General features: G+C 68.5%; 11 protein-coding genes. 7 read left to right on the top strand and 4 right to left on the bottom strand.

Features of this window, described 5'->3' with window-relative positions; all coding sequences use genetic code 11:
- Positions 1-63: 63 nt before the first annotated feature.
- Complete coding sequence (locus DWQ67_RS00660) at positions 64-1,380, bottom strand: isochorismate synthase (protein WP_121483664.1); 1,317 nt, start codon at positions 1,378-1,380, stop codon at positions 64-66.
- A 129-nt stretch (positions 1,381-1,509) separates the two neighbouring features.
- On the opposite strand from DWQ67_RS00660, the gene DWQ67_RS00665 reads away from it, so the two are divergent.
- Genes DWQ67_RS00665 through DWQ67_RS00675 form a run of 3 tightly spaced genes read left to right on the top strand, consistent with a single transcriptional unit; the run spans position 1,510 to position 4,678 of the window.
- Complete coding sequence (locus DWQ67_RS00665; RefSeq protein ID WP_121483665.1) at positions 1,510-2,217, top strand: demethylmenaquinone methyltransferase; 708 nt, start codon at positions 1,510-1,512, stop codon at positions 2,215-2,217.
- 23 nt (positions 2,218-2,240) lie between these two features.
- The gene (locus tag DWQ67_RS00670; RefSeq protein WP_121483666.1) at positions 2,241-3,572 is read left to right on the top strand and encodes a geranylgeranyl reductase family protein; all 1,332 of its coding nucleotides are present in this window, start codon (positions 2,241-2,243) and stop codon (positions 3,570-3,572) included.
- An 11-nt stretch (positions 3,573-3,583) separates the two neighbouring features.
- Complete coding sequence (locus DWQ67_RS00675; RefSeq protein WP_121483667.1) at positions 3,584-4,678, top strand: polyprenyl synthetase family protein; 1,095 nt, start codon at positions 3,584-3,586, stop codon at positions 4,676-4,678.
- Here the strand turns inward: DWQ67_RS00675 and DWQ67_RS00680 are convergent.
- From DWQ67_RS00680 to rarD, 3 genes are all read right to left on the bottom strand, one after another.
- Positions 4,675-5,106 (bottom strand): HIT family protein, encoded by a 432-nt coding sequence (locus tag DWQ67_RS00680; RefSeq protein ID WP_325049599.1) that lies wholly within the window; start codon positions 5,104-5,106, stop codon positions 4,675-4,677. The two genes, DWQ67_RS00675 and DWQ67_RS00680, sit on opposite strands and share 4 nt — an antisense overlap.
- A gap of 101 nt (positions 5,107-5,207) precedes the next feature.
- A complete protein-coding gene (locus DWQ67_RS00685) occupies positions 5,208-5,699 on the bottom strand; it encodes a hypothetical protein (RefSeq protein ID WP_233555851.1) in 492 nt (163 codons plus the stop codon).
- Positions 5,700-5,752: 53 nt separating this feature from the next.
- Positions 5,753-6,670 (bottom strand): EamA family transporter RarD, encoded by a 918-nt coding sequence (gene rarD, locus DWQ67_RS00690; RefSeq protein ID WP_233555852.1) that lies wholly within the window; start codon positions 6,668-6,670, stop codon positions 5,753-5,755.
- 543 nt (positions 6,671-7,213) lie between these two features.
- Here rarD and DWQ67_RS00695 point away from each other — a divergent pair.
- The 4 genes from DWQ67_RS00695 (at position 7,214) to efeU (ending at position 12,305) form a co-directional block, all read left to right on the top strand.
- A complete protein-coding gene (locus tag DWQ67_RS00695; protein ID WP_233555853.1) occupies positions 7,214-8,620 on the top strand; it encodes an FAD-dependent oxidoreductase in 1,407 nt (468 codons plus the stop codon).
- A gap of 109 nt (positions 8,621-8,729) precedes the next feature.
- Positions 8,730-10,046, top strand: coding sequence for an MFS transporter (locus DWQ67_RS00700; RefSeq protein ID WP_121483669.1), 1,317 nt, complete (start codon positions 8,730-8,732; stop codon positions 10,044-10,046).
- 144 nt (positions 10,047-10,190) lie between these two features.
- A complete protein-coding gene (gene htpX, locus DWQ67_RS00705) occupies positions 10,191-11,075 on the top strand; it encodes a zinc metalloprotease HtpX (protein ID WP_121483670.1) in 885 nt (294 codons plus the stop codon).
- Between the two features lie 234 nt (positions 11,076-11,309).
- Complete coding sequence (gene efeU / locus DWQ67_RS00710; RefSeq protein WP_121483671.1) at positions 11,310-12,305, top strand: iron uptake transporter permease EfeU; 996 nt, start codon at positions 11,310-11,312, stop codon at positions 12,303-12,305.
- Positions 12,306-12,315: the final 10 nt, after the last annotated feature.

The following is a 12,315-nucleotide window of genomic DNA, read 5'->3' on the forward strand; positions in this document are numbered from 1 at the left end:
GAGGCGTCACAGAACGGAAACCGCACCGCCGTCGCACCGCCGTCGGGCCGCCGACTGCCGCGCTCAGGGCGCGCCGAGCGCCTGCAGCATGGGCCGCATCTTGGCCCAGGTCTCTGCCAATTCCGCCGGGGCCTCTGAGTCGGCCACGATCCCGCACCCGGCCCATAGCCGGACCGCATCCGCGCCGTCCGGGCCACGCTCAACCATGCCCCCGCGCAGGGCGATGCCAAACTCGCCGTTGCCCGCGGCGTCCACCCACCCCACTGGCCCCGCGTAGGCGCCGCGATCCACGGCCTCCAGCTCGCGGATGATCTCCCCGGCGCGGGTGCGCGGGGTGCCGCAGACCGCGGCGGTGGGGTGCACAATCTCCAACAGGTCCAACGCGCCGGGGGTCCCGCCGTCCGGGCGCGGGGCCAGGCAGGCGCGGACGTCGGAGGCAAGGTGCCACACGTTGGGCAGCTGCAAAACAAAGGGCTCGTTCGGCGCCTCCAGGGAGGAGACCAACGGTCCAAGGGCCTCCGTGAAGGAGTCGATCGCGAACTGGTGCTCCCTGCGCTGCTTGGCGTCCGCTACCAAGGACGCCGTGGCAGCGTCGTCGCCCGCCGTGGCCCCGGCGGCCCGGTCAAGCGTGCCCGCAAGGACGCGCGCGCGGGCCGTGCCGTCCAGCACCTGAATCAGCATCTCCGGGGTGGCGCCGATCAGGCCGTCCACGCCGTAGGTCCAGCAGTCCACGTATCGCACGGAGAGCTCGCGGAGGGTGTCCGCCACCGGGGTGGGTCCGTCCAGCTGGACCACCGCGTCGCGGGCCAGCACAATCTTCTCCACCTCGCCGGCGCGAATGCGCGCCACCCCGGCGTGCACCGAGGCCTGAAAACCCTCCTCTGTGATGCGTCCGGGCCGTACCGCCGTGGCCCGCGCCCCGTGACTCTCCACGGAGTCGGCCACGAGCTCAGCCAGCCGGGCCTCCGCGCCCTCTGCGCTCAGCTGAACGGCGGGATCCGCGGTGGCCCAGGTGATCCACGCGCCGTCGGCGTTGCGCCCCAGCTGGATCTCCGGAACCACCAGGCGCGAGTCAAAGGAGGACGCGCGTGAAAAACCAAAGGAGGCAAAGGCGCTCAGGCCGGTTCCCGGCTGCCCGACGACGTCTGTGACCTGGGCGTTCTGCGCCAGCTCGCTGAACCAGGCAGAGAGTGACGCAAAGCGGGTGGGGCCGCTGGCAAGGGCGCGGGTCGCCTCCCCAAAGCCGAGCATGCCGCGCTCGTGGTGGGCCCACACCAGGGTGGAGTCACCTGCCAGCTCAGCCAGGAAGGGGGCGGAACCGGCAAGGGCGCGGGGCGCGGTCAGCACCCGGAGTGCGGGGCCCTGTGGGATGGAGATCATGGCCGCTCGAGTCTACCCGCGCCGGGCGTCAGGACTGCGCGGGCGCGGGCACGTCCGCGCGCGTGAGGTGCACCACCCGGCGGTGGGCCCAGTTTCCGTATCTGGGTGTTGGCGGGGGACACTGTCTAGGTGAGTCGCGCAACGCTGCAGAAGCAGCCCGAAGAGGTCCAGCGGATGTTCGACGGGGTGGCCCGTCGCTACGATCTGACGAACGACGTGTTGGCCCTGGGCCAGACCCGCCATTGGCGGCGCGTGGTGGTGGACGCGGTGGACGCCGTCCCCGGGCAGAAGGTCCTTGACCTCGCCGCGGGCACCGGCACCTCCTCCGAGCCGTACGCGGATGCAGGCGTGGACGTGGTGGCGTGTGATTTCTCCGAGGGGATGCTGGAGGTGGGGCGCCGCCGCCGCCCGGACATTAACTTTGTTCAGGGCGACGCCATGAATTTGCCGTTCGAGGACAACACCTTTGACGCGGCGACCATCAGCTTTGGTCTGCGCAATGTGCAGGACCCGGACAAGGCCATGCGAGAGATGCTGCGCGTGACCAAGCCCGGCGGCCGCCTGGTCATTGCCGAGTTCTCCGATCCCACCTTCGGCCCGTTCCGCACCGTGTACAAGGAGTACCTCATGCGGGCGCTCCCGTGGGTGGCCACCAAGGTCTCCTCCAACTCGGACGCCTACGTCTACCTGGCCGAATCCATCCAGGCCTGGCCCGCGCAGGACGCGCTGGCCCACCGCATCACCGCGGCAGGCTGGGAGGGCGTCAAGTATCGCAACCTCACCGGCGGCGTCGTGGCCGTGCACCGCGCGTTCAAGGCCACGCCGGCCGGCGCCTAACTCCAGCGGAAGATCCCTCAAGCATGCGCATCATCATCGCCGGCGGCGGCCCGGCCGGTTCAACGGCAGCCACCTACCTGGCCCGCGCCGGCCTGGACGTGGTGGTCCTGGAGAAGACGCACTACCCCCGCGAGAAGGTCTGCGGTGACGGCCTGACGCCGCGCGCCGTCAAGGAGATGCAACTCGTGGGGCTGGAGCACCGCGAGGAGGACGGCTGGCGCCGTCAGCAGGGGCTGCGGTTGGTGGCCAAGGGCAAGCGCGTGGACTTCCCCTTCGCGGAGCTCTCCGAGTTTCCCGGGTACGGGCTGGTGCGCACGCGCCTTGGCTTTGACGAGGAACTGGCCATGCTGGCCCGCGCCGCCGGCGCCACCATCCTTGAGGGCCACTCAGTCACGGAGGCGCTGCGCGATGACTCCGGGCGGGTGACGGGGCTGCGCGCCCAGATCCTGGACGCGGCCGGGCGGCGCACCGGCGAGTCCGTGGACGTGCACGGTGACCTGGTGCTGGCGTGTGATGGCAACTCCACCCGCACCGCACTGAGCCTGGGGCTGCCCAAGCGCGACGACCGCCCGCTCGGCGTGGCGTATCGCACCTATTACACCTCCCCGGAACACAACATGGACTGGATGGAGGGCTGGCTTGAGCTCCCCGACGCCCAGGGCAAGCCGCTGCCGGGCTATGGCTGGGTCTTTGGCGTGGGGGATGGCACCTGCAATGTGGGGCTCGGCATCCTGAACTCCTCCAAGCACTTCGGCAAGCTGGATTACCGCAAGGTGCTCTCCAGCTGGACCGGCGGCATGGACGCCTCCCGCACCTTTGATGCGGAGCATCAGGTGGGCGGCATCAAGGGCGCCGCCCTCCCCATGGGCTTCAACCGCACCCCGCACTACCTGCCCGGCGTGCTGCTGCTCGGGGACTCCGGCGGCATGGTCTCCCCGTTCAACGGTGAGGGGATCAGCTACGCCATGGAGGCCGCACGTTACGCCGCGGAGCTCATCATCGTGGCCTCCGCTGGCACGCGGGGCACCAGCAGGGCCGCGCAGGACGCCCTGCTGGCCACCTACCCGGACATCGTCCGGCAGGCCTGGGGCTCCCACTTCACGCTCGGCAAGGTCTTTGCCCGCCTGATCGGCAACCCCAAGGTCATGTCCTTGGCGCTCTCCACCGGCATGCAGGTTCCGCCGCTGATGCGCTTTGTGGTCAAGGCCATGGCGAACCTCACCGCCCAGGACAGCCCGGGCTTTGACGATAGAGTGATGCACGTGCTGGAGGGGCTCTTCCCTCCGGCTTCCAATCGTTCCCCCGCCCCCACGCGCGGCCTTTCCGGGCCGGCGCGGACCTCGACAACGAAGTAGGACCGAGCAACGTGAGTGAATCGTCCTGGACGTCCGCCGGCCATGGTGTCTCGGAGTCGATCAACTTCGACCCCACCACCCAGGCGCTGGCCGCCACCATCCAGTTGCCCGCGGGCTTCCGTGCCGTGGCGGAGGACGCCGCGTTTGGTCCTGCCGTGATGTCCGGGATGGCCAAGGTGGAAAAGCGCCTGCTGGACGCGATTGCGAACTCCGATCCGGTCATTGACCGCGCCTCCCGTCACCTCGCGGAGGCCGGCGGCAAGCGCGTGCGCCCGCTGCTGGTCATCCTGGCCTCCCTGCTGGGCACCGGCGTCAACGACCGCGTGATCCAGGCCGCCACGATCGTGGAGATGACGCACCTGGCCACGCTGTACCACGACGACGTGATGGACGACGCCCCGCTGCGCCGCGGCGCCCCCACGGCCCAGCAGGTCTGGGGCAACTCCGTGGCCATCCTCACCGGAGACCTCATCCTCGCCAGGGCCTCCGTCCTTGGCGCGGAGCTTGGCCCGCGCGCCGTGGCGTTGCAGGCCCGCACCTTTGAGCGCCTGTGCTTGGGTCAGCTCCACGAGTTTGTTGGTCCCCGCGAGAGCGAGGACGCCGTGGAGCACTACCTGCAGGTCATGAGCGACAAGACGGCGTCGTTGATCGCGGCCGCGGGCGAGTACGGCACGCTCTTTGGCGAGGCAGACCAGGCCACGCAGCAGATCCTCACGGAGTACGGCGAGAAGGTGGGCATCGCCTTCCAGCTCGCGGATGATGTGCTGGATGTGACCGGAGCCTCCAAGAAGTCCGGCAAGGTGGCGGGGACGGATCTGCGAGAGCGCGTCCCCACCCTGCCCGTGCTGTTGTTGCGCCAGGATGCCGCCGCGGGAGACGCTCAGGCGGCGCGCGTGGTGGAGCAGATCGACGCGGACCTCAGCAGCGACGAGGCGCTGGCCGCGGCAGTGCTTGCCTTGGCCGCCCAGCCCGCCACGCAGCGCGCGTGGGAGGTGGCCCTGCAGTGGTCGCGGGATGCTGTCCAGGTGCTGGCCCCGCTTCCGGAGGGCACCGTCAAGGAAGCCCTGGTGTCCTTCGCGGACGCCGTCGTGACCCGCGAGGGCTAAGCCGGCGGCGCCACCACGTCGGCGCTGCTGAGGCCCTCGGCCGTCAGCACGCCCGCCAGGGCCGCGCCCAGTTCTGCCGCCTTGGCCCGGCGCACGTCCACCGGAACCCGGTGGCGCATCTGCCGGTACAGCGCGTCGTCATCCCACCGCGGGAACACGTGCAGGTGATAGTGCCACACATGCTGATTGCCCGCCGGTTCGTTGTGCTGGCGCACGCTGGTTCCCTGCGGCGCCCACGCCGCCTTCATGGCAAGCGCCACCCGACGCGACATGACCGCGATGGCCGCGTTCACGGCGTCGGGCAGGTCGTAGAGCGCCTCAAAGTGCGCGGAGGGAATCACCATGGCGTGACCCTCATGATCGCCAAATCCGTCGCAGGCAATGAGGACGGAGACCAACTCGTCGCGGTACACCAGGTCGGTGGGCACGCAGAGATTGTCCGCGGAGAAGGGGACGGCCCCCTGCACCAGCTCACAAAACGGGCACGCGTAATCGCGCGGCGCGTGGCTGGTGAAGAGGGCCGCGGTGTTCACTTCTCGGAACCGTCCCTGGCGACCACATCCGGGTCCACATCGCCGGTGGCGTCCACGGTGCCAAGCGCAGGGAGGACCTCCTCGAAGACCCACGCGAAGTAGTCCATGAAGTATTCGCTCACGGTGGCGTCCATGGGAACCCAGCCGCCCTTGGCGTTGGGGCGGCGCGCAATCAGCGGATCCGGCACGTTGAGGGAGTCCACCGGGATGCCCCAGGTGTACGCCTCGTCCTCGTCCTCCATGAAGAGGAGGTAGCCATCCTCCACCTCCAGCTCGTCCGGGTCCCAGACAAAGTAGTAGGCCTCCATGAGGTCCTCCACCGCGCCAACGGCCAGGTAAAGGTCCTCCAGGGCGGTGGGGATCTGAACCCCGGACTCGCGCAGGGCCTCTTGCAGCTCCTCGCGGGTGAGCCCGTCCTCGGGCTGCCAGGGTTGGTCAAAGTAGCTGGGGATCAGGGAACGGAAAGACTGCGTAAACGGCTCGGCCATACCCCAATCGTAGGGCCACTCGGGGGCCAGCGGCGACCGCCGTGGTGAGCGACTCAGATGGCCGGATGGGACCTGCGCCGCTGCTGGTGCAGGGCGTCGATGATCAGCACCACCACGGCCACCCAGACCAGGCAGAAACCGGCCCAGCGCTGCGGTGGCATGGGCTCGTGGAACACAAACACGGCGATGATGAACAGCAGCAGCGGGGCAATGTATTGCAGCATCGCGATGGTGGTGAGCGGCAGCCTGGCGGCCGCGGCGGCAAAGGCCAGGAGCGGCAGGGCCGTGGCGACGCCGGAGGCGGCCATGAGCCAGAAGTGGCCGGCGCCCTGCTGGAAGAGCGTCAGCGTGCCCTGCCCGGCCATGATGCCCATGACCACCGCGGCGATGGGGGTGAGCCAGGCGGTCTCCGCGGTGAGCCCCTCCAGGGCGCCAACGCTGCGTCCCACGCGGTTCTTGACCAGGCCGTACGTGCCAAAGGAGAACGCCAGGATGAGGCTGATCCAGGGCACCTGACCGTAGGCCACGGACAAGACGGCCACCGCCAGCAAGCCGATCCCCATGGCCACCCACTGCAGGCGCGAGAGCCGCTCGCGCAACACCATCACGCCAAGCACCGTGGAGACCAACGGGTTGATGAAGTACCCCAGGGAGGCCTCCGCCGTATGCCCGGAGAGCACGGCAAAGGTGTAGGTGAGCCAGTTGCCCGCGATCAGGATCGACGCGGCGGCCAGCGTGAAGGTCAGGCGCGGGTTGGTGAAGACCGTCCAGAAGGAGCGCCAGGAACGCATCACGGTGAGCAAGATGGCGCACAGGAGCAGGGAGAAGATGACCCGATCCGCCACCACCTCCACGGCGCTGGCAGACTCGATTGTCTTGAAGTACAGCGGCAGGAAGCCCCACATCACGTAGGCGGAAACGCCGGCGATGAAGCCGATCTTGTGGTGATTGGGTGCGGGAGGAGTGGACACGGTCACGATCCCTAGCAGACCACTCGTGCCTGCGCTTGTCACATCCGTGACGCCCCGCCGGCGGGAGGGCGGGGGTTGGCGGCGCGGTGGGCGGGCGGCGCGGTGGGTGGCGCGGTGTGCTCGACGGCGCGTGGCGGGGTAGGCGGCGGGGTGCGCGAGGAAACCCGGATCTGCTCATGTTTCGTGGATCTGCTCGCCTTTCATGGATCTGCTCCGTCCATTGGGGCGAGCAAATCCACCGAACACGAGCAAATCCATAGAACACGAGCAAATCCTCGGCGGGGGTCCCCGTCCGCCGTCGCCGCCGTCCCCGTCGTCCGCCGCCGCCCGCCGCCGTCCGTCGTCCCCGCCGCCCGCCGCCGTCCCCCGCCCCCGTCCGCCGTCCGCCGTCCCCGCCGCCCGCCGTCGTGCACTCGCGTTCGTGGCGCATGTCACCTCTCAAGGCATCTTTCAGGCGGCCCGCTTAGGATTGTGGCTGGCCTGTGCACCCGCGCCGCGCGTGTGCCCACCTCAGAGGCCCCCGGATTTGTCGGAAGGATCCCCGTGCCGTCCCCCCTTGAGAACCGTCCCCTGCGTGTTGCGATCATCGGAGCCGGCCCGGCCGGCGTGTATGCGGCGGACATTCTGACCAAGGCCGAGCGGGAGTTTGAGGTCAGCATTGACCTGTTCGACCAGCACCCTGCGCCGTACGGACTCATCCGCTACGGCGTGGCCCCGGATCACCCGCGCATCAAGGGGATCGTGAAGGCGCTGCACAAGGTCCTGGATCGCGGGGACATCCGCTTCATCGGCGACGTGACCTACGGCCGCGACCTGCTCCTGTCTGACATCCGCGATCTCTACGACGCGGTCATCTTTGCCACCGGCGCCAACGACGACGCCGCGCTGAACATCCCGGGCGAGGAGCTGGAGGGCTCCTTTGGCGCCTCCGACGTGGTGTCTTGGTATGACGGGCACCCGGACGTGCCGCGCACCTGGCCGCTGAACGCCAAGGAGATCGCGGTCATCGGCAACGGCAACGTGGCCCTGGACGTGGCTCGTGTGCTGTCCAAGCACGCGGATGACCTGCTGGTGACGGAGATCCCGGACAACGTGTACCAGGGCCTCAAGTCCTCGCCCGTCACGGATGTGCACGTCTTTGGGCGCCGCGGCCCCGCGCAGATCAAATTCACGCCGCTGGAACTGCGCGAGCTCTCCCACTCCAAGGACGTGGACATTGTCCTGTACCCGGAGGACTTCGAGTTTGACGCCGCCAGCGATGAGGCCATCAAGAGCAACAACCAGGTCAAGACCATGGTCAACACCCTGACCAACTGGATCGTGGAGGAGCAGGACACGGGCGCCTCACGCCGCCTGCACCTGCACTTCCTGCAGTCTCCCGTGGAGATCTTGGGGGAGGACGGCAAGGTGGTTGGCCTGCGCATGGAGCGCCAGGAGTTGCAGGGGGATGCCAGCGTGAAGGGCACGGGGGAGATGGTGGATTACCCGGTCCAGGCCGTCTACCGCGCCATCGGCTACTTCGGCACCGAGGTGCCGGAGCTGGGCTTTGATGCCAAGCGCGGCGTGATCCCGAATCAGGGCGGCCGGGTGCTGGACGCCGACGGCGCTGTGGTCCCTGGGGTCTACACGACCGGCTGGATCAAGCGCGGCCCGGTGGGCCTGATTGGCCACACCAAGGGCGACGCGCTGGAGACCATTGGGCACCTGCTAGATGATCACGCCTCGCTGAAGCCGGCCACGCAGCCCTCAGAGGACGCGTTGATTCAGCTGCTCAACGAGCGCGGCATCGAGTTCACCACCTGGGAGGGCTGGCAGGCCCTTGATGCGCATGAGCGCGAGCTGGGCGCCGCCGCCACCGAGGCCGGGCCTGTGGCGCGCGAGCGCGTGAAGGTGGTCCCGCGCGAGGACATGGTGCGGATCGCGTTGGGGGTTCAGGCGCCCGTCGGCTGAGGTTTCTGGGCCGCGCCGGCTCGCGGCGCCGGGCCCCCTGTCACCACTTATCCACATTTGCTGTGTAGTGATGCAGTAAATCAGTGCATTCCCGGTCTAGACTGCTCGGGTGCCCCGATTGCTTGCCGACATCACGCCCCTGAAGGTCTCGCCTGCGTATCGGCGGATCTTCTTCGGTAATGCCCTCTCCATCATCGGCACCGCCGTCACGCTCATGGCGGTCAGCCTGGAGGTCTTTGAGCTGACCCAGTCCTCTGCGGCGGTCGGCATGATTGGGCTCTGCGCCCTGATCCCCTTGATTGTGGCCGGGCTCTACGGCGGGGCCATCGCGGACTCCTTTGACCGGCGCAAGGTGGCCCTGTGCTCCTCTCTGGTGCTCTGGTTCACCACCGTGCTCATCTGCGCGCAGGCGTGGGCGGGGCTGCAGCAGGTCTGGCTCCTCTACCTCCTCACCGCCATTCACTCCGCGGCCGGCGGCATCAATGCGCCTACGCGCGGGGCCATCATCCCGGCGCTGGTGGGAGACAAGCTGCTCCCGTCCGCCAATGCGCTGAACATGATCCTTGGCTCCGTCGGCATGATGGTGGCGCCCGTGATTGGCGGTTTTCTGGTGGCCACGGTGGGCTTCAAGTGGACCTACACCCTGGACGTGGTCACGTTTCTTGGCTCGCTGTACTCGGTGTGGCGGCTGCCGCCCATGCCGCCGTCGGAGAAGCGTGGCGTCCCCGGGTTCAAGGCCGTGTTCGACGGCTTTGCGTTCCTGGCCACGCGTCCCAACGTCCGCATGACCTTCCTGATTGACCTCTGCGCCATGATCCTGGCCGCGTCCAGGGCGCTGCTGCCTGCCATCGCCGCCTTTTCGCTGGGCGGAGGGACCGCGACCGTGGGCTTCCTCCTGGGGGCGGGCGCGGCTGGCTCGTTCCTCGGCGCCATCTTCTCCGGGCCTTTGGGTGGGGTGGTCCGCCAGGGGCGCGCGGTGTACTGGGCGGTCTCCGCGTGGGGGCTCACGACCCTGGCGGTCGGAGCGGTGGTTCTCATGTGCCGTCCGGGGCCCGACGGCGCTGCGAACGTCTGGGGGGTCATCCTGGCTGTCCTTTTCCTGCTGGTAGGCGGCCTCGCGGATACGGTCAGCAGCGTGTTCCGCAACACGATCTTGCAGTCGGCCACCCCGGATCACCTCCGCGGGCGCCTGCAGGGAGTCTTTGTGGTGGTGGTCACGGGCGGGCCGCGGTTGGGGGACGCGATCGCCGGTGGACTCGCGACCGCCTGGGCCGTGGCGCTCGGTTCCTCCTCCGCCACCAACGGGGCGCCGGGCGAGGGTCTCACCCTGCTGCTGGGCGGCCTGGCCTGTGTGCTTGGTGCCGCATTGTTGATGCGCTGGCAGCCCGGGTTCTTGCAGTACGACTCCCGCGACCCCCAGCCGTGAGGCTCGCCACCGTGAGAACTGGGCCGTGAGGTGCGCTACTTCCCGGGAACATGGCAGGCACTAGGCTCGTTCTCCTAAGGAAGAGCCCCTGCACCCCTCAACGTGGGACATGCGCAGCGGGCCTGCGGCGGAGAGGATTGAGCGGTGCACCGACACTTTAACGGCGTCAAGACGGCGGCCCTGATGGGCGGCATGTTTGCCGTGCTCCTGGCGATCGGTGGGCTCATTGCCGCCAGCACGCGCAGCCCAGTGTTTATTTGGGTTTTTGCGCTGATCGGCGTGGCGACCACGGCGTATAGCTATTGGAACTCAGACAAGCTGGCGATTCGTTCCATGAACGCCGTGGGGGTCACGCCGGAGCAGCAGCCCGTCATGCACCGGATTGTGCACGAGCTCTCCACGCGCTCCGGACAACCCATGCCCCGCCTGTTTGTCTCCCCGACCAGCAGCCCCAACGCCTTCGCGACGGGCCGCAACCCTCAGCGCGCGGCCGTCTGCTGCACGGAGGGCATCCTGGAGTTGCTCTCCGAGCGGGAGCTGCGCGGTGTGCTTGGCCACGAGCTGATGCACGTCTACAACCGGGACATCCTCACCTCCTCCGTGGCCGCGGCCCTGGCCGGCGTCATCACCTCCGTGGCGCAGTTCCTCATGTTCTTTGGCGGCGGCAGGGACGAGAACGGCCGGCCGGCGGGCAATCCGCTGGCCATGATCGCCATTGCCCTGCTGGCCCCGGTCGCGGCCTCGGTGATCCAGATGGCGGTCTCCCGCACGCGAGAATATGACGCGGACCAGGACGGCGCGGAGCTGACCGGGGACCCGGCGGCGCTGGCCTCTGCGCTGTACAAGATTGAGCACGGGATCCAGGCGGCGCCCCTGCCCAAGCAGACCCGCATCGAGAACACGGCGCACATGATGATCCAGAGCCCATTTGGCAAGGTGGCCAAGCTCTTCAGCACCCACCCGCCCACGCAGGATCGCATTGAGCGCCTGCGGGTGCAGGCGGAGCGGGAGGGGCGAACCTGGGGCTGATCCGGCCCGGATTCGCTGAGAACTCGATCACAATTTTGTGAGGATCCCCTTGCCCGGGACGGCCTAGATCGTTGGCCGCCCGGGCGTTTTGCTGCCCGGCGGCGGGCTGGGGCCCTTCGCGTCCCTGGGACCCGCGTCGTTTCGGGCGTATCCTCTGATAGCGAAACGTCGCGTTTCGCTCATTCGTTAGGTGCACCTTCACGGCGACACCGGTGGCGCAAAGGACACGGAACCGTGCTGGGGAACTACATCATTGGCCTGCGCGAGGGCCTGGAAGCGGCCCTTGTGGTCGTCGTCTTGCTGGCTTACCTCAGCAAGACCGGGCGCTCCCACCTGAAGCCGCGCATCTGGGCGGGCATTATTCTCGCCATCCTGGTCTCGGTGGGCTTTGGCGCCCTCCTGACCTTTGGCCCGCGCGGCCTCACCTTCCAGGCGCAAGAGGCCATCGGTGGCGGGCTCTCCCTCGTGGCGGTCGGCTTTGTCACCTGGATGATTTTCTGGATGGGCAAGGCCTCCCACAACATGGCCAAGGAATTGCAGAACAAGGTGGACTCCGCCACTGAGCAGTCCGGCGGCGCAGGGTGGGCCCTGGTCTTCCTGGGCGCCGTGTCCGTGGGCCGTGAGGGCCTGGAGACCGCGCTCTTTGTGTGGGCCAACGCGGACGTGGGCAATGGCGGCACCGCCGTCTCCACCCTCGGCGCCGTCCTTGGCATCCTGACCGCCGTGGTGATTGGCGTGCTGCTCAACCGCGGGGCCATGAAGTTCAACCTGTCCGCGTTCTTTACCTGGACCACGTACTTCCTGGTGTTTGTGGCGGCCGGCATCTTCTCCTATGCCATCACTGACCTGCAGGAGGCGGGCTTCCTTCCCGGCATCCACGACTACGCCTTCGACATCTCCGAATGGGCGTTGCAGGCGGATCCCTCCGGGGTGGGCCTGGCCATCGTCAAGGCCGTGTTCCAGCTGACCCCCGCCATGTCCCAGTTGGCCTTCGGCGCGTGGCTGCTCTACCTGGCCGTGATGCTGCCCATCTGCATCTGGCGCCACCGCCAGATCATCGCCAAGCGCCGGGCCAAGGTGGCAGAAAAGGCCGCACCCGCGTCGGCACCCGCGGCCGCAGCCACGGCCGCACCCGCGGCGGCAGAACAAGCCAGCCACGCGGCGTCGGGCAGTGCGTCCACAGATCTGTCCTCCGCGCCCCGCGACTCACGCGCCCCCCGGCGCCCCTGACTTCCCGAAC

Source organism: Galactobacter caseinivorans, assembly GCF_003640665.1.
Classification (GTDB): domain Bacteria; phylum Actinomycetota; class Actinomycetes; order Actinomycetales; family Micrococcaceae; genus Galactobacter; species Galactobacter caseinivorans.